We start from the raw sequence: 22,206 nt of genomic DNA, 5'->3' as shown, positions 1-22,206 counted from the left end.
GGGCCCTGGCGGTGCGACGGCAGGCTGGCACGCTGCCGCCATGCGCCCCCACCCCGAGCAGGCCCCCGGCGAGGCCCCCGGTCTCGGCGGAGGTCCCGGCACGGGCACAGGGACCGGCCTGCGGCTGGGCGGCCGGTCGTTCCCGCCGGGTCGCACGGTGGTCATGGCCGTGGTCAACCGGACTCCGGACTCCTTCTTCTCCGGCGCCCGGCAGCTGGACGACCGGGTGGCCCTGGCCGCGGTGGACGAGGCGGTCGACGCCGGCGCGGACGTCGTCGACGTCGGCGGGGTCAAGGCCGGGCCGGGGGAGGACGTGCCGCCGCAGCAGGAGCTCGACCGGGTGGTCGGCTTCGTCGCCGCCGTGCGCGAGCGGCACCCGGACGTCGTGGTGTCCGTCGACACCTGGCGCGCCGAGGTCGCCGGGCAGGCCTGCGCGGCCGGGGCGGCGCTGGTCAACGACACCTGGGCCGGCCACGACCCCGACCTCGTCCACGTCGCCGCCCGCCACGGCGCCGGCTACGTCGTCTCGCACACCGGCGGTGCCCGGCCGCGCACCCGCCCCCACCGCGTCACCTACGGCACGACCGCCGAGGGGGTGGTCGACGACGTGCTCGCCACGCTGCGCGCCGGTGCCGCCCGGGCCGTCGGGGCCGGGGTCGACCCCCGCTCGGTCCTCGTCGACCCCACCCACGACTTCGGCAAGAACACGTGGCACAGCCTCGCGCTGGTCCGGCGCACCGATGCGGTGGTGGCCCTCGGCCTCCCGGTGCTCATGGCGCTGAGCCGCAAGGACTTCGTCGGGGAGACCCTCGACCTGCCGCCCGACGAGCGGCTCGAGGGCACCCTCGCCGCCACCGCCGTCGCCGCCTGGCTGGGCGCCACGGTGTTCCGCTGCCACGACGCCCGCGCCACCCGCCGCGCCCTCGACGTCGTCGAGGCCGTGCGCGGCGACCTGGTCCCCCCACGAGCCCTGAGAGGTCTGGCATGAACGCACCCGTACGCGCCCCGGGCACCGGCCCGGCTCCCGTGGACGCCCTGGGCGTGCCCGGCCTGGGCGCCTGGTACCGCACCCGCACCTGGCACGACGTCACGTGGTCCGCGCAGGACCTGGTCCGCGGCAAGGAGGGCCGCCGTGTCGCCGTCGTCCTGCCCGCCCTGGACGAGGAGACCACGGTGGGCGGGGTGGTCCGGGCGTTCCTGCCGCTCACCCGCCGCCAGGGACCGGGCATGCCGCCGCTCGTGGACGAGGTCCTCGTCGTCGACTCCGGGTCCACGGACGCCACGGTCGCCGTCGCCCGCGCCGCCGGGGCGCGCGTGGTCACCCGGGAGGAGGCGCTGCCGGGGGTGCCGGTGCGCCCCGGCAAGGGCGAGGTGCTGTGGCGCGCGCTCGCCGCGACGGACGCCGACATCGTGGTCTACGCCGACTCCGACCTGGTCGACGTGCACGCCAGCCTCGTCGTCGGCCTGCTCGGGCCGATCCTGCGGGAGGAGGGCGTCCACCTGGTCAAGGCCTTCTACGCCCGGCCGCTGCGGCTGGAGACGACGACCGAGAAGTCCGGCGGGGGCCGCGTCACCGAGCTGCTCGCCAGGCCGGCGCTCGCGACCTTCGCGCCGCAGCTCGGGGGCGTGGTGCAGCCGCTCGGCGGGGAGTACGCGGGCACCCGGGAGCTGCTCGAGCAGGTCCCGTTCGCCGGCGGCTACGGCATCGAGGTGGGCCTGCTCCTGGACACCCTCGCGCTGCTCGGCCTGGACGCGATCGCCCAGGTCGACGTGGGGGTCCGCAAGCACCGGCACCGCGACCTGCTGAGCCTCGGCGTGGCCGCCCAGGAGATCATGCTGACCATCGCCCGGCGCACCGCCGGGACGGACCTGGTGCGCGCCGTGGCGCACGGTGGTCCGGGGGCCGCCGGCGGCGTCGACCTCGTCCAGTTCGACCAGGCCGCGGACGGGCGGTGGCGCCCCGGCACCACGCACGTCGTGGTCCACGACCGCCCGCCCATGGCCGAGGTGCTGGCCTCCCTGCGCGCGGCCGCCCGGGCGGACGGCGGGCAGCGGCGCTCCGCCTGAGCCGCGGCATGGTCCGGGGTCACGTCGGAGGAGACGTCAGGGGTGCGGCCGGGGGCGTCGTCGGGGGGCGTCGGGGGGCCGGCGCCCGCCTGGCAGGATCGCCCCCGTGGACCTCCTCCTGGTCGCCCTCCTCCTGCTGTCCGTCGCGGGCGTCGTCGCCGTGGCGCTCGGCGCGGTGCGCGGCGGGATGGCGCCTGTCACGGAGACGCTGCCGCCCCCGCTGGCCGGGCCGCTGGAGCACGCCGACGACCTGGACCGGGCGCGCTTCACCCTGGCGCTTCGCGGCTACCGGATGGACCAGGTCGACGCGGTGCTCGACGAGGCGCGCGACCTGCTCGAGGCCCGGGACGCCGAGATCGCGCGGCTGCGGGGGCTCGTCGGCCACGCCGGAGCCCACCTGGCCGAGCCCGGCGACGTGCAGGACCCCGTCCCCGAGGGCACGCCGCCCCCGGTGCCCGCCCCGCTGGCCGGCGAGGACGACGCGCACCTGGACCCCACCGACCTGGTCGACCCCGTCGACCCCGTCGCCCCCGTCGAGCCCGTCGGCATCGACCCCGTGGACGCTGTCGACGCCCCGCTCGCCGACCCCGCAGCCAGGAGGCACGCGTGACCCGCTTCGTCGCGGTCGTCGACGTCGACGCCCCGGTCCAGGACGTCTGGGACCGGCTCACGGACTGGCCGAGCCACACCCGCTGGGTGCCGTTCACCACGGTCCGCGTCCTCACCCCCCTGGCCACGGGCGTAGGCGCGCGCTTCGTCGGGCGGACCTCGCTGTCCGCCGCGGGGCTGGACCGGCTCGGCTTCGACGACCCGATGGAGGTCACCGCCTGGCTCCCGCCGGCCGACGGCCTGCCGGGCCGGTGCGGCATCCGCAAGCTCGGCCGGCTCGTGCGCGGCAGCGCCGCCTTCGACGTGGTGGCCCTGCCCGGGGGCGGCACCGGACGACCGCTCACCCGGGTGCTGTGGGAGGGGGACCTCGACCTGCCCCCCCGCCCGGTCACCCGGCTGCTCGCGCCCCTGGTCGCGCTCGCGGGCCGGCTCGCCTACTCCGCGGCGCTGCGGTCCATGGCGCGCGAGCTCGAGGCGGAGCAGCGCAGGCCGTGAGCGGCGCCGTCGTCGGCGACGACGGGCTCGGGCGCTGCCCCTGGGGGGACGCGCCGCCGGAGTACCGCGACTACCACGACACCGAGTGGGGCCGGCCCGTCACCGGTGAGCACGCCCTGTTCGAGCGGGTGAGCCTGGAGGCGTTCCAGTCGGGCCTGTCGTGGCTGGTCGTCCTCCGCAAGCGCGAGGGGTTCCGCGCGGCGTTCGCCGGGTTCGACCCCGAGGTCGTCGCAGGCTACGACGAGGACGACGTCGCCCGGCTGCTCGGCGACGCGGCGATCGTCCGCAACGGGGCCAAGATCCGCGCGACGGTCGCCAACGCCCGGGCCGTGCTGGCGCTGCGGGACGCCGGCGGGCTGGACGGGCTCGTCGAGGCGCACCGTCCGCCGCCGGCGGCTGGCCCCCGGCACGGCTCGCTCGCCGAGGTCCCCGCCACGACGCCGGGGTCGGTGGCGCTCGCGCGCGCCCTCAAGGGGGCCGGGTTCCGGTTCGTCGGGCCGACGACGGCGTACGCCCTCATGCAGGCGAGCGGCCTGGTCGACGACCACGTCCAGGGCTGCCACGTGCGGCCCGCCCCGGGCACCCGCACCGCCTGAGCCCGCACCGCCTGAGCCCGCACCGCCTGAGCCCGCACCGCCCGGGCCCGCACCGCGCGGGGACCGGGGGAGCGGCGCTCAGCGGGCGTGGAACGTCGGCCGCTCCTTGGCCAGGAACGACCGGACGGCGTCGGCGTGGTCCTGCGTGGCGCCCGTCGCGGACATCGCGTCGGACTCGTGCGCCAGGGAGGCGGGCAGGTCGTGCGCGGCGGAGAACGCGACGGCGCGGCGGACGGCGGCGTAGGCCAGGGTCGGCCCGGCGGCCAGCGACGCGGCGACCTCGGCGGCCCGGGTCGGCAGGTCGGCGTCCGGGACCACCTCGGTGGCCAGGCCGATGTCGAGCGCCTCCTGCGCGTGCACGGTCCGCGGCCGCAGCAGCAGGTCCATCGCCCGGCCGGTGCCGACCAGGCGGGGCAGGTACCAGGTGGCGCCGGAGTCCGCGGACAGCCCGATGCCGGTGAAGGCCAGGTTGAAGCCCGCCGACGCCCCCACCAGCCGCAGGTCGGCAGCCATGGCGAACGACGCCCCGGCCCCGGCGGCCACCCCGTTGACCGCCGCGATCACCGGCTTGGGCATGGTCGCCAGCAGCGTGCTCACCGGGTTGTAGTGCTCGGGCACCGTCGACCAGAGCGAGGACAGGTCGCCCGAGGCGAGCACGTCCGCGTGCTCGCGCAGGTCCTGGCCGACGGAGAACGCGCGCCCCGTGCCGGTGAGGACGACGCAGCGGACGGCGTCGTCGGCGGCCACCCGCTCCAGCGCGGCGAGCAGCGCGACCTTGGTCGGGGTGGTCAGGGAGTTCATCGCGGCGGGCCGGTCGAGGACGACGGTCGCGACGGCACCGTCGACCTCGACCCGCACCCCCGCGTGGTCTGGCTGCTCGCTCACGGCGCTCCTCGGCGGCTCCCGGCCGCAGTCCCCGGCGGCTGCGGCCCTGCGTGACGCTAGCCGGTCGGAGGGTGAACCCGGCTGTCTTCCCGACCTACCAGCGCGGTAGGGGGATAATGGAGGCGACAGCTGCCGTCCGCACCCCGCGGTCGGCCGCGCGAGTGTGGCCCACCGGGGCCACAGACCAGAAGGAGCACATGGATGGCCGCGATGAAGCCCCGCACCGGTGACGGTCCGCTGGAGGTCACCAAGGAGGGGCGCGGGATCGTCATGAGGGTGCCGCTGGAGGGTGGCGGGCGTCTCGTCGTCGAGATGACCCCCACCGAGGCCGGCGAGCTCGGCGACGCGCTCAAGGCCGTCGTCGTCTGAGGCTCCGGCCGACCCGTACGGTCAGCCCCGCACCTGCCAGACCCGCATCAGCCAGACCGACGACCCGCCGCGGCAGCCGCCCGGCGGGTCGTCGGTCGTCGTGGGTCGTCGTGGTGCGGGTGCTCTCAGCGCTTGACGGCCAGCAGGACGCCGTCGCCCACGGGCACGACGGTGCGGACGAGCCGGTCGTCGTCGGCGACCGCGCGCAGCAGCTCGCGCGCCGCGGTGGTCCGCTGGTCGCGCTGGGCCGGGTCCGGCACGCGGTCCTGCGCGAGGGCGTCGGAGACGACGAGCACGCCGCCGGCCCGCAGCAGGCGCAGCGCCTCGGTGAGCACGAGCGCGCTCACCCGGGGGTCGTCGACGTCGACGTGGACGAGGTCGTACCCGCCGTCGGCCAGCCGGGGCAGGACGTCCGCCGCGTCGCCGTGGATGATGCGCGCCCGGTTGCCGCGGATGCCCGCGGCCTGCAGCGCGGTGCGCGCGGCGCCCTGGTGCTCGACCTCGACGTCGATGCTCGTCAGCACCCCGTTCTCGGGCATCGCCTCGAGCATGCGCAGCGCGGCCACCCCGGTCCCCGTGCCGACGTCGACGACGGCCCGGCCGGGCAGCGAGGCGGCGAGCACGGCGAGCAGCGAGCCGGTCCCGGGGGACACGGCGACGACGCCGAGCTCGGCGGCGCGGGTGCGCGCGTCGAGGACGGCCGGCGACTCCTCGACCCAGCTCTCGGTCCAGGTCCAGCTGGCGGCTTTGGAGGCGGTCATCCGGACACAGTAGTGACGCGCGCGCCCGCGGGTACCGACGGACCGAGGACCTCCGTGGACGACCACCGGACGCACCGCCGGCTCACAGGTTGTCTCCAGGTTGCCGGGGAACCATGGGCACAGGAGGTCACACCATGAGCACGAGCCCGTCGCCGAGCACCACCGTCCCCACCCCGAGCACCGCGGCCGGGCTGCCCCGTGCCGTCGTGCCGTCCGACGGGCCCGCGGGGGCTCCCGACCAGCCTCACGACGCCCTCCACGACGTCCTGCTCGACGCGTCCGGCGAGGTGTGGGTCAAGCCCACGTGGGAGGAGGTCGTCCGCGACCACTCCGCGCGGGTGTACCGCCTGGCCTACCGGCTCACCGGGAACCCGCACGACGCCGAGGACATCACCCAGGAGGTGTTCGTCCGGGTGTTCCGCTCCCTGGACTCCTACCGCCCGGGGACCTTCGAGGGCTGGCTGCACCGGATCACGACCAACCTGTTCCTCGACAGCGTCCGGCGCAAGCAGCGCCAGCGCACCGACGCCCTGTCCGAGGACGCCGCCGAGCGGCTGCCCGGCCGCGAGCCCGGCCCGGAGCGGGAGTTCGAGTTCCGCCACCTCGCCGACGACGTGCAGGCCGCCCTGGACGCGCTCAGCCCGGACTTCCGCGCCGCCGTCGTCCTCAGCGACATCGAGGGCCTCACCTACGAGGAGATCGCGACCACGCTGGGCGTCAAGCTCGGCACGGTCCGCTCCCGCATCCACCGCGGCCGCGCCCAGCTGCGCCGCTCGCTGGAGCACCGCCGTCCCGGGCGGGGCGCGGTGGCGCCCCTGCTCACCGGCGGCCTCGTCTGAGGTCGCCCCGGTGCTCCGCCTGCCCCACCCCCGGACCGCGCTGAGCGGGTACGCCGACCGTCGGCTGCCCGCCTGGCAGCGTGCCGTCGTGCGCCGGCACCTGCGCGGCTGCACCCGGTGCGCGGTGGAGGTGGCGCGGACCCGTGCGCTCACCCAGGCGCTGCGGCAGGCCCCGCCCCCGGTCCCCGGGCCGTCCGACGCCCTGCTCGACCGCCTCCTCGCCCTCGGCGACGCCGGCCCCGCTGCCGACCCGGCGGCAGGACCGCAGGAGCAGCCCGGCACCGGCTCAGCACCCGGGGCTCCGCCCGTCCCCGTGCTCCCGCCCGACGCCCCGCCCGACGTCCCGCCCCACCTGTCGCTCGCGGGCGCCTCCGTCGTGGCCCACCCGGCCGGCCGCGGCCCGCACGAGCGGCCGGCAGTCGGTGCAGCCGGCGTGCTCGTCGCGGCGGCCGTCATGGTGGGGACCGTCGGGGCGGGCGCCGTGGTGACGGGCACCCCCCTGCCCTGGTCCGCGGCCGTGGGCCGCGCCTCGGTGCACACGGTGGTGCCGCGGCTGTTCCCCCCGGACCCGCCTGGCGGTGCGCCGTCGGTGCGCCCGGTCGATGATGGTGCGCGTCCATGACGAGAGGTCGAGATGACTGACCAGAGCAACGGCGCCGACCCCTACGGCCGGCCCCCCGCACCCGCCCCCGGCAGCGACCCCTGGGCCCGCGACCAGCGGCCGCAGGAGCCCTCGTGGCAGCAGCAGCAGGCGCCGCAGCAGCCGGCCCAGCAGCAGCCGTCGCCGGTGCCCACCTGGTACGCGGACACCCAGCCCGTGACGAGCGTGCAGGAGCGGCCGCTGCCGCCCGCCGCCCCGTCCGGGCAGGTCGCCTGGGCCGAGGCGCAGCCGTGGGACGGCCGCCCCCACCAGTCCCCGGACGTCGACACCCTCGGCCGTCCTTCCCGGCGCCGGGGCGGCGGCGGTCTCGTCACCCTCGCCGTCGTGCTGTCGCTCATCGCGGGCCTGCTGGGCGGGCTGCTCGGGTCCCTCGTGGCCGACGGCACCGACCTGGCCGGCCGCGTCGGGCTGGGCGACGACGACCGCGGGGCCGCCTCCAGCGACGGCAGCGCCGCGGGCACCGGCGGCAGCACCGGCGTCGCCGACGAGCCGGCCGAGGTCGGCGAGGTCGGGTCCGTGGCCGAGATCGCCGCGCGCGTCCTGCCCAGCGTGGTGTCCATCCGCGTGGTCGCAGGCCAGGGCGAGGGCACCGGCTCGGGCTTCGTCATCGACGAGGAGGGTCTCGTCGTCACCAACAACCACGTCGTGGCCGCGGGCGGCGACGAGCCGGCCGAGGACATCGTCGTCGAGCTCGCCAACGGCTCGCAGGCCACCGCCGAGGTCGTCGGCGTCGAGCCGTCCTACGACATCGCCGTGCTCCGCATCGACCCCGCCGAGGCCGGCGCCCCCCTGGTGGCGCTGCCGTTCGGGGACTCCGACTCCGTCGTCGTGGGGGAGCAGGTCGTCGCCATCGGCGCGCCCCTCGGGCTGGACTCCACGGTGACCACCGGCATCGTCAGCGCCCTCAACCGGCCCGTGTCCGCCGGCGACGCGCAGCAGACGGCCTTCATCAACGCCATCCAGACCGACGCGGCGATCAACCCCGGCAACTCCGGCGGCCCGCTGGTCAACATGCGCGGGGAGGTCGTCGGCGTGAACTCCGCCATCGCCCAGGCCCCGGGCGGGCAGGCCGGCGGCAGCATCGGTCTCGGCTTCTCCATCCCGAGCAACCAGGCCCAGCGCACGGCGACCGAGCTCATCGAGACCGGCGTGGCGACGTTCCCCGTCGTCGGCGTGCTGCTCGACCGCACCTACACCGGCGAGGGGGTCCGGATCGTCACCGAGCAGGACGCCACCGCCGAGAACCCGCCGGTCACCCCGGGCGGGCCGGCGGCCGAGGCGGGCCTGCAGGCCGGGGACACCATCCTCGCCTTCGAGGGCCGGCCCGTGACGGAGTCCGACGAGCTCGTCGTGGCCATCCGGGCGCAGGAGCCTGGCGACGAGGTGACCCTCACGGTCCGCCGGGGCGAGGAGGTCTTCGACGTGGACCTCACGCTGCAGGCGGCCGAGCAGGACTAGGCCCGGGCACGGTTACCCTCAGCGGAGGAGGTGGGCGGTGCCCTTCGACATCAACGGCGGCGAGTTCCTCGTCATCCTGCTGCTCGCTGCCCTGCTGCTGGGGCCCGACCGGTTGCCCGAGCTCGCGCGCGGCGCGGCCCGGCTGGTCCGGCGGGGCCGCGACTTCGCGACCGGCGCCTCGGCCCAGATGAAGGACGAGATGGGCGTCGACCTCGACGGCGTCGACTGGCGCCGCTACGACCCGCGCCAGTACCACCCGCGCCGCATCGTGCAGAACGCGCTCAGCGACGCGTTCGACGACGAGGACACCCCCTCGCAGCGCCGCAAGGCGACCACGGCCGCGGCCAAGCGGACCGAGGCCGGCCGACCGTCGGGCTCGACGAGCCTGACCAAGGCCGCCACGGGGTCGCCCGCCGCGCCCCCGGCACGGCCCACGGGCTCGTCCGGTGCCACGGGGGCGTCCGCGCGCGGCGGCCGGGAGAAGACCGGTCCGCAGACCGTGCGCACGAGCACGTCCGCCGTGCCGCGCCGGCCGAGCCCCCCGCCCACCACCTGGGCCGACGCCGCCAGGCGGGCCGGGGTCGACACCGACGCCACCTGAGGGGTGCCGGACGGGTCAGACGGCGGGGCTGAGGCCCAGCTGGCGGCCGACCAGGCTCTGCCGACGGCGCGACAGCCCCCGGGCGATGCCGCGCAGCGCGGTCGCGGCGGGGGAGTCCGGGGCGCCGAGCACGACCGGGACGCCGGAGTCGCCGCCCTCGCGGACCGCGGTGTCCAGCGGCACCTGGCCCAGCAGCGGCACGTCGTGCCCGAGCGCCCGGGTGAGCGACTCCGAGACCGTCCGCCCGCCGCCGGAGCCGAAGACCTCCATGCGGGAGCCGTCCGGCAGCTCCAGCCACGACATGTTCTCGATGACGCCGGCCACGTGCTGGCGGGTCTGCGCCGCGATGGACCCGGCCCGCTCGGCGACCTCGGCCGCCGCCTGCTGGGGGGTGGTGACGACCAGCAGCTCCGAGCCCGGCAGCAGCTGGGCCACCGAGATGGCGATGTCGCCGGTGCCGGGGGGCAGGTCGAGCAGCAGCACGTCCAGCTCGCCCCAGAACACGTCGACGAGGAACTGCTGGAGGGCGCGGTGCAGCATCGGGCCCCGCCACACCACGGCCTGGTTGCCGGGGACGAACATCCCGATGGAGATGACCTTCACGCCCAGGGCGACCGGCGGCAGGATCATGTCGTCGACCCGGGTGGGGGTGCGGCCGACGCCGAGCATCCGCGGCACCGAGAAACCGTGGACGTCCGCGTCGACGACCCCGACCGCCAGCCCCTGCTGCGCCATGGCGGCGGCCAGGTTGACCGTCACGCTGGACTTGCCGACGCCGCCCTTGCCGGAGGCCACCGCGAACACCCGGGTGCGCGAGCCGGCCCGGGCGAACGGCACCTCCTTCTCGGGGACGCCGCCGCGCAGCATGGTGCGCAGCTGCTCGCGCTGCTCGGCGCTCATGACGTCGAGCTCGACCTGCACGCCCGTGACGCCGTCCAGGGCGGAGACCGCCGCGGTCACCGCCGCGGTCAGCGTCTCCTTCATGGGGCAGCCGGCCACGGTGAGGAACAGCGCGACGTCGACGCTGCCGTCGGGGTGCACCACGACGTCCTTCACCATGCCGAGCTCGGTGACGGGGCGCCGGATCTCGGGGTCGTCGACCGTCGCGAGCGCCACCCGGACCGCGTCGGTGCTCGGGGGCGTGGCGGAGGGGGGAGTCACCCGTCAAGGGTAGGAGCCGCGCGCGGGTGCCCCGTGCGCGGGTCAGGCCTGCCCGTGCCCCGGCTCCGCCCCCGCCCAGCCTGCGGCGACCTGGTCGCCGGGCTGGTCCTCGGGCGGGTACGCGCCGTCGGGCCAGCCGTCGGCCGGGTACGCCTCCGCCGCCGGGTGCCCCTCGGTCGACCAGCCCTCGGCGCCGTAGCCCGCGAGGTCGTGGGCGCCGGTGCCGTGGGCCAGGTCGTGGGTATCGGTGTCGTGGGCAGCGGGGTCGTGCGCCCCGGTCGGAGGAGCGCTCTCGGCGACGGCGGTGCGGCACCACGGGCACAGCGCCCAGGCCGGCTCGAGCTCCTTGCTGCAGCTGCGGCAGCGGTGCGCCTCCAGGTCGGCGGCGCAGTACGGGCAGGCGACCATGCCGCGCTCGACCGGGCGGTCGCACGCCGGGCAGGCGCTGCCGCCGCCGGAGTCGGCCGTGGTCACGCGCACGACCTCCTCGAACGTGGTCCGCCCGTCCATGGCCTTCTGCAGCGCCGAGGCGCGCAGCGAGCGCATCCCGGCGGCCTTGGCCTGGCTGACGACGGCGTCCTCGGAGGGGTCGCGGACGAGGATGCGGCGCATCTCCGCGTCGACGGTGAGGACCTCGTACACCGCGGTGCGGCCCTTGTAGCCGGTGTGGCCGCACTCGGAGCAGCCGAAGCCCTTGCGGGGGGTGGCGCCGACGAGGTCGTCGGGGCGCAGGCCGAGCAGGGCGAGCAGGTCGTCGGCGGGCACGTAGGCGACCGCGCACTGCGCGCACGGGCGGCGCACGAGCCGCTGCGCCACGGCGAGGGTGAGCGAGCTGGCCACGAGGAACGGGTCGGAGCCCATGTCGATGAGGCGGGTCAGCGCCGCCGCGGCGGAGTTGGTGTGCAGGGTGGTGAGGACCAGGTGCCCGGTGAGGGCGGCCTTGAGCGCGAGCTCGGAGGTCTCCGAGTCGCGCACCTCGCCGACCAGGACGATGTCCGGGTCCTGCCGCAGGACCGAGCGCAGGCCGGCCTGGAAGGTCATGCCGGCCTTGTTGTTCACCTGCACCTGGGTGATGCCGGGCAGCTGGACCTCGACGGGGTCCTCGAGGGTGACGATGTTCTTCTCGGGGTCGAGGATCTCCGCGATGCCCGCGTACAGGGTGTTGGTCTTGCCGGAGCCGGTCGGGCCGGTGATGAGGACGAGGCCCTGCGGGGTGTGCAGGGCGCGGCGGAACGCCTCGAGCTGGTCGGGCTCGAAGCCGAGCACGTCCAGGGCGGGGACGTCGTCGCCCTTGGTGAGGATCCGGATGACGGCCTTCTCGCCGTGCAGGCTGGGCAGGGTCGAGACGCGGGTGTCGACCCGGGCGCCGCCCACGACGATCTGGGTCCGGCCGTCCTGGGGGACGCGCCGCTCGGCGATGTCCAGGCCCGAGACGATCTTGATCCGCGACAGCACGGCGCCGGCGGCCTTGCGCGGGGCGGTCATGACGTCGCGGAGGATGCCGTCGATCCGGAAGCGGATCCGCAGGCTGTCCCGCTGGGTCTCCACGTGGATGTCGCTGGCGCCGAGCTGGACGGCCTCGGCGAGGATCTTGGTGACGAGCTGGACGGTCGGGGCGTCGTCGACACCGGCGTTGCCGATGTCCTCGAGGACCTCCTCGCCGATGCCGGACACCATCTCCGTGAGGCGCTCACCGCCGCCGGACAGGCCCCACACCCGGCGCAGCTGGTCGCGGATCTGGGACTCGATGGCGATGATCGGCAGCACCTCGGCGCCGAGGGTGAGCCGGACGTCGTCGAGGGCGAGCACGTTGGTGGGGTCGGACATGGCGACGATGTAGCGGCCGTCGCTGAGCTGCTGGACCACGACGGTGCCGCTGCGCTCGCTGAGCTGCTGCGGCAGGCGGCGGACGACCGCCGGGTCGATGGACAGCGTCGACAGGTCGAGGGTGTCCAGGCCGAGCTGCTCGGCGAGGGTGACGGCGATGTCGCGCTCGTCGACGAAGCCGAGCGCGATCAGCGTCTCGCCCAGGCGGCGGCGCGGGCCCGGCGCCTTCTGCGCCTCCAGCGCCTGCTGCAGCTGCGCGCGGGTGATGGCACCGGCGTCGGCGAGCAGGTCGCCGAGGCGTCGGCGCCGGTCGTCCGGGGCCGCGCGACGCGGCAGCATCCCGCCGGTGGTGTCGAGGAGGCTCACCCGCTGGTTGTCGGCAGGTCAGGAGCTGGTCTGTAGGCCTTGCGGGTGGGGCCGTCCGGGCTCGGCGGTGACGGTGAGGTCGTCGTGGTCCTCGTGCGCACCGGTGCGGGAGGCCAGGTCGAGCGGCTGGTCGAGCGGGGCGGGGGTCCCGGCGGGGCGGCCGTCCGGCCGGGGCTCCTGGCGCTGCTTGTCGCGCTTGTCCTTGCCCTTGCGCTGCTTGTCCCGGGGGCGCTCCCGGGGCGTGCCGGGCTCGGGGGCGGGGCTGTCCTGCGCCTCGACGATCTCCTCCAGCAGCGACCGGAGCTCCGAGCGGAGGAAGTCGCGGGTGGCGACCTCGCGCAGGGCGATCTTGAGGTCGGCGACCTCCCGGGTGAGGAACTCGGTGTCGGCGAGCGCCCGCTCCCCGGCGAGCCGGTCCTGGGCGTTCTGCACCCGGTCGCGGTCGGTCTGCCGGTTCTGCGCGAGCAGGATGAGCGGGGCGGCGTACGAGGCCTGCAGCGACAGGATGAGCGTGAGCAGCGTGTAGTTGAGCGCCCGCGGGTCGAACTGGACGTCCTCCGGCGCCAGCGTGTTCCACGTCAGCCACACCGCGACGAACGCGGACATGTAGACGAGGAACCGGGCGGTGCCCATGAACCGGGCGAACCGCTCGGCGCCGCGGCCGAAGCTCTCGGGGTCGACGTTGGGCCGCAGCCGGAGCCGGTGGCCGGTGCGGGTCCGGGGGGTGTCCAGGCCGGCGCGGCCCTTGCGGTCCACCCGCTCGGCGCGCTCCGCCCGGTCCATCCGCTCGGCCCGGTCCGCGCGCTCGGCCCGGTCGGCCCGGTCGGCCCGGTCGGCGCGGTCCCCACGATCGCTGCGCTCGGCCCGGTCGGCCTTGCCCGGGGCGAAGGTGCCGTCGACGTCGCTCACCGGTCGCCGCCCTTCCGGCTGCGCGGTGCCGGCGCCGTCTCGGCTGCCGGGGCCGACCCCGCCGAGGTGGCGCCCCCGGTGCGACGGCCGGCGAGGCCCTGCGCCGTGGTCGAGGCGAGCGCGGCCGCGCGGCGACGGGCGAAGCTGCGGACGACCTCGGCCGGGTCCTCCTGCTCGCGCCAGTCGTCGGGCAGCAGGTGGTCGAGGACGTCGTCGACCGTCACCACGCCGACCAGGCGGCCGTCGGCGTCCACGACGGGGGCGGACACGAGGTTGTACGTGGCCAGGTGGCGGCTGACCGACAGCAGCTTGGCGTCGGTCGGCAGTGCCTCCAGGCCGCGGTCGACGGCGTTGCCGAGCGGGGACTGCGGCGGCTCGCGCAGCAGGCGCTGGATGTGGACCAGGCCGAGGAACCGGCCGGTCGGCGCCTCCAGCGGGGGACGGCAGACGAACACGGCGGCGGCCATGGCGGGGGCGAGCTCGGCGCGGCGGACCATCGCCAGCGCCTCGGCGACCGTCGCCTCGGGGGGGAGGATGACGGGCTCGCTGGTCATGATGCCGCCGGCGGTGTCCTCGTCGTAGGCGAGCAGCCGGCGCACCTGCCGGGCCTCCTCCGGCTCCATGATGTCGAGCAGCCGGGCGGCGGTCTCCTCGTCCAGGTCCGACAGCAGGTCCGCGGCGTCGTCCGGCTCCATCGCCTCCAGGACGTCGGCGGCGCGCTCGGACTTGAGGCCGGTGACGATGTCGATCTGGTCGTCCTCGGGCAGCTCCTCCAGGACGTCGGCGAGCTTCTCGTCGTCCAGGGCGGCGGCCACCTCGCGGCGGCGCTTGGGAGCCATGGCGTGGAGGATCTCGGCGAGGTCGGCGGGCTTGAGCTCGTCGAAGGCCGCGAGCAGGCTCGCCGCGCCCTGCGGGCCGCCCCGGTCGGCGAGCAGGCTGGAGACCTCGTCGAGCTCGACGAGGAAGCTCTCGCCGCGCCGGCGGATGATGCCGCCCGCCGTGCGCCCCGTCCGCCCCGGCCGGACCCGTCGGACGAACAGCCGGGTGACGACCCAGTCGTTGCCCCGGACCTGCTCGAGGCCGACGTCCTCGATGCTCACCGTGCCGCTGCCGTCGCCCAGCTCGAGGTGGCGGTCGAGCAGCTCGGCCAGGACGAGGGTCTCCGAGGCGCGCTGCTCGAAGCGGCGCATGTTGACCAGGCCCGTGGTGATGACCTGCGTGGGCTCCATGGACGTGATCCGGGTCATCGGGACGAACACCCGGCGGCGGCCAGGGACCTCGACGACGATGCCGACCGCGCGGGCCCGGGTCTGGCCGATGACGACGACCACGTCGCGCACCCGTCCGACCTGGTCGCCGGAGGGGTCGAACACGGCCAGCCCGGCGAGGCGGGCGACGAAGACCCGGGACGGCGACGTGCTCATGATCGTGAGTATCCCGCAGGACGGGGCCTGCCCGGGCCGTCCTGCCGGCGGTCCGGGGCACGACGTCCCGCGGTGCGACGTCGTCCGTCGGGCGCGACGTCGTCCACCGGGCGCGACATCGTCCGTGCGCGACCGGTCCGCGGGGTGCGGCACAGTGCCTCCTCGTGAGCCGGCCCCCCGACCCCGTCCGCACCCGGCTGGCCGGCCTCGACCTGCTCGTCCTCGGCGTCGGCGTGGTCGGGGTGTCGGTGGCGGCGCCCGTGGCCGGGGCCACGCTGGCGCCGGCGCTCGCGGTCGCCTTCTGGCGCACGGCCGTCGGGGCGCTGGTCTACCTGCCCGCCGGGGTCCGGGGGCTGCGCGCCCGCCGGGCCGCGCTCGGGCCGCTGGACCGGGGGACCGTGACCGCCGTGCTGTGGTCGGGCGGGTTCCTCGCGCTGCACTTCATGCTGTGGATCCCGTCGCTGCGGCTGACGAGCGTGACCGCGTCGACGGCGCTGGTGACGACCACGCCCCTGTGGGTCGTCCTCGTCCAGCGGCTGCGCGGGCGCCCCGTGTCCCGCCGCGTCATGACCGGGGTGCTCGTCGCCTTCGGCGGGGTGCTGCTGGTCACCGGGGTCGACGCGACGCTGTCGCCGCAGGCCCTGCTCGGCGACGCGATGGCGCTCGCGGGGGGCGCGGCCGCGGCCGGGTACTCGCTCACCGCGGAGACGGCCCGCCGGCAGATGTCGACCGCGTCGTACTCGGCGGTGGCCAACGGGGTGTGCGCCGCCCTGACGCTGGCGGTGTGCCTGGCCCTGGGGGTGCCGCTCACCGGTTTCGCCGCGGTGACCTGGGCGGAGGTCGCCGTCATCGCGGTGTGCTCGCAGGTGGTCGGCCACGCGCTGCTCAACCGGGCGATCCTGCGGGCCGGGGCCACCACGGTGACCCTGGCGATCCTCCTGGAGACGCCGACCGCGTCGCTCATCGCCTGGCTGTGGCTGGGCGACGTGCCCCCCGTGCTCGTGCTGCCGGGCGCGGCGCTGGTGCTGGCCGGGCTCGCGGTGGTGGTGACGGCGCGGAGGCAGCCGGTGGACCTGCCGACCTAGACCGTCGGGGCTCCGCGCCCGCGCGCCCGGGTCAGGCCGGCGCGTCGGTGACGATGAACCCCGCCCAGCCGTCGTAGGTGCCGCCGTGCCGCGACGTGAGACCGACGATCTGGCGGGTGAAGGCGTCGGCGGTCGCGAAGTCGGCGCGGTCGGTCCGGCTGAACTCCACGCGGGCTCGGCGGAGGCCGCGCCGGACACCGTCGACCGTGAAGCCGGCGGAGGTCAGCTCGGCGACGGCCGCGTCCACGGCCCTGCGCGGGAACAGGGCGAAGTGGTCGAGCTGCCTCGGCACCTCCGCCAGGTCGCCCATCTCCAGGCGCTGGTCCACGAGCGCCTCGTTGGCCTGCAGGTGCGCGTCCAGGTCGTCCACGGCACGAGCGTAGGAGCGGGGCCACCCCCGGGTCCGGCGTTCCGGGCAGCCCGTGGGCCGACCGGGGGACGGGGCGGTCCGGCGGGCGGGCGAGCGCTCCCGCCGCACCGCCCGCCCGACCGCCCCGCCGCACGTCACCAGGCGGCTGCGACGTCCAGCACCCAGGTGACGCCGAACCGGTCGGTGAGCATCCCGTACAGCGGTGCGCCCCACGGCGCGGGACCCAGGTCGACCTGGACCGTCCCGCCGTCCCGCAGGCCCTCCCAGTACCGGGTCACCTCGTCGCCGGCGTCGGCCGCGCCGCGGACGGAGACGTAGACGGGCCGGTCGCCCGGGTCGTACGACAGCGCCGAGGGGACGTCGTAGACCATGACGTGGAAGCCGTCCTCGGATCGGACCTCGCCCCACATGACCTGGTCGGCCTCCTCCGCGGTGGCCAGCCCGCCCTCGGAGCGCAGGTTGTGCGCGTCGGCGAAGGTCAGGGCGGTGACCTGCCCGCCGAAGACGGAGCGGTAGAACGCCAGCGCCTCCGCGCCGCGGCCGCGGAAGTTCAGGTGGGTGGTCGTGGTGACGGTCATGTCGGTCTCCTCGGGAGGGTCGGCGGTGCGTGGGCATGGTGCGGCGGCCGGGCGTCGGGGGACGCGCGGCCCACCCGCGGGCCGGGCGGCGGCGGGTCGGCTGGGTGGCGGCCCGGCCCGTGATGACGGGTCGACCGGGGGTGGGTCAGCGGGGCGGCGCGGCCGGTGGGCGCAGCGCGGGCAGCAGGACGCCGTCGACCACGGCGAGCAGGAACGCCTCGTCGAACGGGGCGCGCTGGACCAGGGCCCGGTAGGCGGCCATGGTCGGGAGGACCTGCGCCAGGATGCCGACGTCCGCGCCGGGGTCCACCTCGCCGCGGGCCACGGCGCGCGCCATGACCGTGCGGTGCGCGTGCGCCCAGGGCCCGACCAGGGACCGGTGGGCCGCCCCGGCCAGCTCGGGGCGGTGGGACAGCACGGACACCAGGCCGGCCGCGGCCCGGTCGCGCCGGGCCGTCTCCTCCGCCGGCTCGGGCCGGAACAGGGCGAGCAGGTCCCCGCGCAGCGAGCCGGTGTCCGGCAGCGGGTCCACCGGGACCTGCTGGTGCTCCAGCCGCCGGACGGCGTCGAGCACGAGCTCGTCCTTGGACGCCCAGCGGCGGTAGACGGTCGCCTTGCCGGCGCGTGCTCGCAGGGCGACGGCGTCCATCGTCAGGGCCGCGTAGCCGACCTCGGCGAGGACGTCGACCGCGGCGTCGAGGATGGCCGCGTCGCGACCGGGGTCGCGCGGGCGCCCGCGGGTGGCGGGGCCGCCCGGGGCGTCGGTCGGGGTGCCGGTCCCGTGGTCGGGGCTGCCGGTGGCCGTCGCGTCCATGACCAGAACGGTACCGGACAGTTCCGGAACTGCCAAGGACCGGTTATCCGGACGGCGCAGCGGGCTCGCCCTGCTGGCCGTGGTCCTGCTCGTCGGGGTCGCGGTGGGCGCGGCCCAGGCCCGGTGGGGCCGGGTGCGCACCGAGCCGGTGGGAGCCGCAGCACCCCCGTGCAGGCCCCGGCCGGGGTGCGGGAGGGGCTCTGAGCAGGAAGGATCTGGGGTCCGGGACGTTGTACAGGGTGGGCCAGCACGCACCCACGAGGCCCGAGACGGACCGCCCCGGGCGGTCACCCCCCAGCGGTCGGCCCCGACGCCGGCAGACGGAGCGCCACGTGTCCCCCAGCACCACCGCGTCCTCCTTCTCCACCTCCCAGCCGGGCCCCGACGGCCCGCAGAGCAGCAGCCCGCAGACCAGCCCGCAGACCGGCAGCCCGTACACCGCCGGCCACGGCGAGGTGTTCGTCCTGCCCGCCGAGGACGTCCAGGTCGTCAGCACCCGGGACGTCGACACCCACGACCTGTCGGTGCAGCGGGTGACCTCCGCGCGCGGCTCGCACTCCGACGACGTCGGCCGCCGGATGCGCACCTACGCGATCAGCATGGGCATCCGCACCCTCTGCGTGCTCGGCGCCATCCTGTCCTTCCCGCACTGGTGGGCCTGGCTGTTCGTGCCCGGTGCCGTGGTGCTCCCGTACGTCGCGGTCGTCCTGGCCAACGTGGGCGGGGAGCGCGTGCCCGTCGGTCCGGCGGCGGTCGCCCCGGCGTCGGCGCCGCTGCCCGTGCTGCGCACCACCCGCGAGGTCTAGACCCCGCAGGGGCGGGGCGGACCCCCGCCCCGCCCGTTTGCCCCCGCGGTGCCCCGGGTACCCGAGGAGCAGCGGCGACCCCGGTCGCCGAGCCCTGCCCAGACGACAGATCGGAGCGAACGTGCCGACCAACAGCACCCGTGGTGGCTACACCGTCCCAGGGCTCGAGGAGGAGGCTGCGGCCACCCTCGTCGCGGACCTGCAGGAGCGTCTGACGGCCCTGACCGACCTGCACCTGACCCTCAAGCACGTGCACTGGAACGTCGTGGGGCCCCACTTCATCGCGGTCCACGAGATGCTCGACCCCCAGGTCGACGCCGTCCGCGACATGACCGACGACATCGCCGAGAGGATCGCCACGCTCGGCGGGTCCCCGGTCGGGACCATGGGCGCCATGGTCGCCGCGCGGACCTGGGAGGACTACTCCATCGGCCGCGACGGCACCACCGCCCACCTCGGCGCGCTGGACCTCGTGTACCAGGGCGTCATCACCGACCACCGCGAGAAGATCGAGACCGCGAGCGAGGTCGACCCGGTCACGGAGGACATGCTCATCGCGCAGGCCGCCAAGCTCGAGCTGTTCCACTGGTTCGTGCGGGCCCACCTGGAGAGCGCCTCCGGCACCCTCTCCACCGAGGGCGAGACGACGGAGAAGGGCGCGGCCGAGGCCGCGCGGCAGGCCGAGGAGGCCTGACCCAGCTCCCCCCGAGGCCGGGCACCCCACCAGGGGTGCCCGGCCTCGTCGTCGGGAGGGCCGGCGCGGCCGGTGGGAGGATGAGGGCATGGCTTTCAGCGGAAACACGTCGGCCGCGCGGGGCGTCCCCCGCCTCCCCACCCCGTTCCACGGCGAGCTCATCGCCTCCTACGCGACGTACGAGCAGGCGCAGCGGGCCGTCGACTACCTGTCGGACGAGAAGTTCCCCGTCCAGAAGGTCGCCATCGTCGGCACCGACCTCCGCATGGTCGAGCGGGTGACCGGCCGGCTCAGCTACCCCCGGGTGGCCCTGGCCGGCGCGTTCTCCGGGGCGTACCTGGGTCTGTTCGTGGGGCTCCTGCTGTCGCTGTTCGGCGGCGGCGGGCTCGACGTGTGGCTCGCGGCGGTCCTCATCGGTGCCGGGTTCGGGATGCTCTTCGGTGTGCTGTCGTTCAGCCTCACCGGCGGGCGGCGCGACTTCACCTCCGCCAGCCAGATCGTGGCGTCGCAGTACCAGGTGATGGCCGTCGCCGAGGTCGCCAACCAGGCGCGCAACACGCTGCGGAAGCTGCCGAACTCCGGGGTCGACGACAGCCCGCTCCAGGGCTACGGCGAGCCGACGGCCTGAGCCCCCGCGCGGGGCTCAGCCGCGCAAGGACGCCATCCAGGCCTCGACCTCGTCCGGGTCGCGCGGCAGCGCCGCCGACAGGTTCTCCACGCCGTCGGCGGTGACGACCACGTCGTCCTCGATCCGCACCCCGATGCCGCGCAGCTCCTCGGGGACCAGCAGGTCGTCGGGGCGGAAGTAGAGGCCGGGCTCGATCGTGAAGACCATGCCCTCCTCCAGCGCCTGGCCCTGGTAGGTCTCGCGGCTCAGGCGCGCGCAGTCGTGGACGTCCAGGCCCAGGTGGTGGCTGGTGCCGTGCACCATCCAGCGCCGGTGCTGGCCGCCGGTGGCGGTGTCCCGCGACTCCTCGGCCGTCACCGGCAGCAGGCCCCAGACGGCGAGCCGGTCGGCGACCACGACCATCGCGGCCTCGTGGACGTCGCGGATGGTGGCGCCGGGCCGGGCGGCCGCGAACGCGGCGTCGGCGGCGTCGAGGACGGCCTGGTAGACCCGCCGCTGCGGCTCGGTGAAGCGTCCGCAGACCGGCAGGGTGCGGGTGACGTCGGCGGTGTACAGCGAGTCGACCTCGACCCCGGCGTCGACGAGCACCAGGGCGTCGGCGTCGACGCGGCCGTCGTTGCGGATCCAGTGCAGCGTGCAGGCGTGCTCGCCCGCCGCGGCGATGACCTCGTAGCCGACGCCGTTGCCCTCCTCGCGGGCACGGGCCCCGAAGACGCCCTCGACGACCCGCTCGCCGCGGGGGTGCCCGGCCGCGCGGGGCAGGGCACGGACGACGTCCTCGAACCCGCGGGCGGTGGCGGCCACCGCCTCGCGCAGCTGGTCGACCTCCCAGGCGTCCTTGACGCAGCGCATCGAGGACACCTCGTCGGCCAGCACGGCGTCGGCGGCGCGCGCCCCGACCGGCTCGACCCCGGCCGCGGCGCGGGCCTCGTCGAGCAGGTCGGTGACGTCGCGGTGGGCGTCGCGGACCAGCCGCACGCCGACGGTGCCCAGGTCCTTGCCGAGGGCGTCGGCCAGCTCGTCCAGGTGCCGGGCGGCCAGGCCCGTCTCCGCGGACACCTCCTCCAGGGACTGCCGCGTCCCGACCCAGAGCTCGCCGTAGCGCGCGTCGGCGTAGAACTCCTCGGTGTCGCGGCCGGCGCGGGGGCGGAAGAACAGCACCGCGTCGTGGCCGTCGTCGGTGGGCTCCAGGACCAGGACGCAGTCCGGCTCGGTGCTGCCGCCGGTGCCGGTGAGGTAGGCGAAGGCCGTGTGGGGGCGGAAGCGGTGGTCGGTGTCGTTGCTGCGCACCTGCAGGCCGCCGGCGGGCACGACCAGGCGCTCGCCGGGGAAGCGCGCGGACAGCCGCCCGCGGCGGGCGACCGCGTGCCGGGACCCCTCGCCCTGCTCCGGCAGCACGTCCGGTCGCGGCGCCCAGCCGGAGCCGACGAACTCGCGGAACGCCTTCGAGCTCGGGCGCTGGCTGCGCGCGCCGGTGCCCTCGGGCCCCTGCGTCGGGTCCGTGGCCTGGCCGGGCGTGCTGCTGCCCGTCGTGGTCCCCGTCGTGGTCCCCGTCGTGGTCCCCGTCGTGGTCCCCGTCGTGCCGTGCGCCGCCGTCGTGCCGTCCGTCGCGCTGGTCATCCGGCCATGGTGCCACCGGCCACGGCGCGGGCGAACGCCTCGGTGACCAGCGAGGCGGCCGCCGCCTCGAGCCCCACGCGGTCCCGCACGTCCGTCGGGGCGGCCACCCGCCCGGTGGCCAGCGCGAGGACGACGTCCCCGTCGACCAGGGTGTGGCTGGGGTCGACGGCGCGCGCGAGGCCGGCGTGCGCGGCGGCGGCCAGGCGGGTCGCGGCCGCGGGGTCCAGGGCGGCGTCGGTGACCACGACGGCGAGGGTGGTGTTGAGCAGGCCCGGGAGTGCCTGCGCGGCCGTGGTCTCGTCGGTACCGTCGGTCTCGTCGGCGGTGGTGGTCCCTCCGGTGGTCGTCCTGGCGCCGACCGGGGTCCCCGCGGCGTTCGCGACGACGAGGACGGCGACGGACCAGCCCTCGTGGGCCGGTGCGGGGGAGCCCGCCACGGTGCCCCCCGGCCCGGGGACGGTGGTACCCGTGCCGGTCGCGCTGCCGGTCGCTCCTCCCGCGACCGGCACGACGGTCCGTCCGGCGACCCCGACGCCGCCGGGCGCGGTCCCCCCGGCCACCCGCGCCCCGGTGCCCGCGCCGA

At 76.4% G+C, this 22,206-nt stretch carries 25 protein-coding genes; 14 read left to right on the top strand and 11 right to left on the bottom strand.

From position 1 onward, the window contains the following. Positions 1-40: 40 nt before the first annotated feature. The 5 genes from folP (at position 41) to WCS02_RS02155 (ending at position 3,767) form a co-directional block, all read left to right on the top strand. Positions 41-988 (top strand): dihydropteroate synthase, encoded by a 948-nt coding sequence (folP, locus tag WCS02_RS02175; protein WP_340289082.1) that lies wholly within the window; start codon positions 41-43, stop codon positions 986-988. Beyond that, entirely contained in the window at positions 985-2,067 is a 1,083-nt protein-coding gene (locus WCS02_RS02170; protein ID WP_340289078.1) for a glucosyl-3-phosphoglycerate synthase, read from the top strand. The genes folP and WCS02_RS02170 overlap by 4 nt, the downstream gene beginning before the upstream one ends. A 106-nt stretch (positions 2,068-2,173) precedes the next feature. Continuing rightward, positions 2,174-2,677 carry a DivIVA domain-containing protein gene (locus WCS02_RS02165; protein WP_340289075.1) on the top strand — a complete coding sequence of 168 codons (504 nt, stop codon included), beginning with the start codon at positions 2,174-2,176 and terminating at the stop codon, positions 2,675-2,677. Continuing rightward, positions 2,674-3,171: an SRPBCC family protein gene (locus WCS02_RS02160; protein ID WP_340289072.1), complete on the top strand. Its 498-nt coding sequence runs from the start codon at positions 2,674-2,676 to the stop codon at positions 3,169-3,171. The genes WCS02_RS02165 and WCS02_RS02160 overlap by 4 nt, the downstream gene beginning before the upstream one ends. Continuing rightward, entirely contained in the window at positions 3,168-3,767 is a 600-nt protein-coding gene (locus WCS02_RS02155; RefSeq protein ID WP_340289069.1) for a DNA-3-methyladenine glycosylase I, read from the top strand. The genes WCS02_RS02160 and WCS02_RS02155 overlap by 4 nt, the downstream gene beginning before the upstream one ends. A 78-nt stretch (positions 3,768-3,845) precedes the next feature. On the opposite strand, the gene WCS02_RS02150 is transcribed toward WCS02_RS02155, so the two are convergent. Further along, positions 3,846-4,652, bottom strand: coding sequence for an enoyl-CoA hydratase/isomerase family protein (locus WCS02_RS02150; protein WP_340289066.1), 807 nt, complete (start codon positions 4,650-4,652; stop codon positions 3,846-3,848). Between the two features lie 201 nt (positions 4,653-4,853). On the opposite strand from WCS02_RS02150, the gene WCS02_RS02145 reads away from it, so the two are divergent. Then, the gene (locus WCS02_RS02145; protein WP_340289063.1) at positions 4,854-5,021 is read left to right on the top strand and encodes a DUF3117 domain-containing protein; all 168 of its coding nucleotides are present in this window, start codon (positions 4,854-4,856) and stop codon (positions 5,019-5,021) included. A gap of 125 nt (positions 5,022-5,146) precedes the next feature. Here the strand turns inward: WCS02_RS02145 and WCS02_RS02140 are convergent, their stop codons facing one another. Next, entirely contained in the window at positions 5,147-5,782 is a 636-nt protein-coding gene (locus tag WCS02_RS02140; RefSeq protein WP_340289060.1) for an O-methyltransferase, read from the bottom strand. 134 nt (positions 5,783-5,916) lie between these two features. On the opposite strand from WCS02_RS02140, the gene sigE reads away from it, so the two are divergent. From sigE to WCS02_RS02120, 4 genes are read left to right on the top strand one after another with little or no spacing between them, the layout of a single operon-like run. Then, positions 5,917-6,621: an RNA polymerase sigma factor SigE gene (gene sigE, locus WCS02_RS02135; RefSeq protein ID WP_340289057.1), complete on the top strand. Its 705-nt coding sequence runs from the start codon at positions 5,917-5,919 to the stop codon at positions 6,619-6,621. A gap of 10 nt (positions 6,622-6,631) precedes the next feature. Then, positions 6,632-7,243 (top strand): anti-sigma factor family protein, encoded by a 612-nt coding sequence (locus tag WCS02_RS02130; protein ID WP_340289054.1) that lies wholly within the window; start codon positions 6,632-6,634, stop codon positions 7,241-7,243. Between the two features lie 12 nt (positions 7,244-7,255). Next, positions 7,256-8,740 (top strand): S1C family serine protease, encoded by a 1,485-nt coding sequence (locus WCS02_RS02125; protein ID WP_340289051.1) that lies wholly within the window; start codon positions 7,256-7,258, stop codon positions 8,738-8,740. A 37-nt stretch (positions 8,741-8,777) separates the two neighbouring features. Further along, a complete protein-coding gene (locus WCS02_RS02120) occupies positions 8,778-9,341 on the top strand; it encodes a twin-arginine translocase TatA/TatE family subunit (RefSeq protein WP_340289049.1) in 564 nt (187 codons plus the stop codon). Positions 9,342-9,356: 15 nt separating this feature from the next. Here the strand turns inward: WCS02_RS02120 and WCS02_RS02115 are convergent, their stop codons facing one another. The 4 genes from WCS02_RS02115 to WCS02_RS02100 are packed head-to-tail and all read right to left on the bottom strand — an operon-like array spanning position 9,357 to position 15,028. Beyond that, entirely contained in the window at positions 9,357-10,502 is a 1,146-nt protein-coding gene (locus WCS02_RS02115) for an Mrp/NBP35 family ATP-binding protein (protein WP_340289046.1), read from the bottom strand. A 42-nt stretch (positions 10,503-10,544) separates the two neighbouring features. Next, positions 10,545-12,695: an ATPase, T2SS/T4P/T4SS family gene (locus WCS02_RS02110; protein ID WP_340289043.1), complete on the bottom strand. Its 2,151-nt coding sequence runs from the start codon at positions 12,693-12,695 to the stop codon at positions 10,545-10,547. Positions 12,696-12,713: 18 nt separating this feature from the next. Beyond that, complete coding sequence (locus WCS02_RS02105; RefSeq protein WP_376984006.1) at positions 12,714-13,604, bottom strand: DUF1003 domain-containing protein; 891 nt, start codon at positions 13,602-13,604, stop codon at positions 12,714-12,716. Then, the gene (locus tag WCS02_RS02100) at positions 13,601-15,028 is read right to left on the bottom strand and encodes a magnesium transporter MgtE N-terminal domain-containing protein (RefSeq protein WP_340289040.1); all 1,428 of its coding nucleotides are present in this window, start codon (positions 15,026-15,028) and stop codon (positions 13,601-13,603) included. The genes WCS02_RS02105 and WCS02_RS02100 overlap by 4 nt, the downstream gene beginning before the upstream one ends. 164 nt (positions 15,029-15,192) lie before the next feature. On the opposite strand from WCS02_RS02100, the gene WCS02_RS02095 reads away from it, so the two are divergent. After that, complete coding sequence (locus WCS02_RS02095) at positions 15,193-16,113, top strand: DMT family transporter (RefSeq protein ID WP_340289037.1); 921 nt, start codon at positions 15,193-15,195, stop codon at positions 16,111-16,113. 31 nt (positions 16,114-16,144) lie between these two features. Here the strand turns inward: WCS02_RS02095 and WCS02_RS02090 are convergent, their stop codons facing one another. The 3 genes from WCS02_RS02090 to WCS02_RS02080 all read right to left on the bottom strand — a co-directional run bounded on the left by WCS02_RS02090 (position 16,145) and on the right by WCS02_RS02080 (position 17,875). Next, complete coding sequence (locus WCS02_RS02090) at positions 16,145-16,483, bottom strand: ribonuclease E inhibitor RraB (protein ID WP_340289034.1); 339 nt, start codon at positions 16,481-16,483, stop codon at positions 16,145-16,147. A 134-nt stretch (positions 16,484-16,617) separates the two neighbouring features. Then, positions 16,618-17,061 (bottom strand): VOC family protein, encoded by a 444-nt coding sequence (locus WCS02_RS02085; protein WP_340289031.1) that lies wholly within the window; start codon positions 17,059-17,061, stop codon positions 16,618-16,620. Between the two features lie 145 nt (positions 17,062-17,206). Next, positions 17,207-17,875, bottom strand: a complete 669-nt coding sequence (locus tag WCS02_RS02080) for a TetR/AcrR family transcriptional regulator (protein ID WP_340289028.1) — start codon at positions 17,873-17,875, stop codon at positions 17,207-17,209. A gap of 332 nt (positions 17,876-18,207) precedes the next feature. Here WCS02_RS02080 and WCS02_RS02075 point away from each other — a divergent pair, with 332 nt between their 5' ends. The 3 genes from WCS02_RS02075 (at position 18,208) to WCS02_RS02065 (ending at position 20,003) form a co-directional block, all read left to right on the top strand. Next, complete coding sequence (locus WCS02_RS02075) at positions 18,208-18,681, top strand: DUF3099 domain-containing protein (protein ID WP_340289024.1); 474 nt, start codon at positions 18,208-18,210, stop codon at positions 18,679-18,681. Positions 18,682-18,802: 121 nt separating this feature from the next. Then, on the top strand, positions 18,803-19,375 hold the full coding sequence (locus tag WCS02_RS02070) for a Dps family protein (protein ID WP_340289021.1): 573 nt from the start codon (positions 18,803-18,805) through the stop codon (positions 19,373-19,375). Between the two features lie 88 nt (positions 19,376-19,463). Then, positions 19,464-20,003 (top strand): YflT domain-containing protein, encoded by a 540-nt coding sequence (locus tag WCS02_RS02065; RefSeq protein ID WP_340289018.1) that lies wholly within the window; start codon positions 19,464-19,466, stop codon positions 20,001-20,003. Between the two features lie 15 nt (positions 20,004-20,018). Here the strand turns inward: WCS02_RS02065 and WCS02_RS02060 are convergent, their stop codons facing one another. Together WCS02_RS02060 and WCS02_RS02055 are read right to left on the bottom strand one after the other, a co-directional pair. Then, entirely contained in the window at positions 20,019-21,623 is a 1,605-nt protein-coding gene (locus tag WCS02_RS02060; RefSeq protein WP_340289014.1) for an aminopeptidase P family protein, read from the bottom strand. Then, positions 21,620-22,206 (bottom strand): P1 family peptidase (locus tag WCS02_RS02055; protein WP_340289010.1); only part of this gene is annotated, 587 nt, incomplete at its 5' end. The genes WCS02_RS02060 and WCS02_RS02055, both read right to left, overlap by 4 nt.

It is taken from the genome of Aquipuribacter hungaricus (assembly GCF_037860755.1).
In the GTDB taxonomy this organism is placed as follows: Bacteria; Actinomycetota; Actinomycetes; order Actinomycetales; family JBBAYJ01; genus Aquipuribacter; species Aquipuribacter hungaricus.
This window is presented reverse-complemented; position numbering and strand designations above follow the sequence as displayed.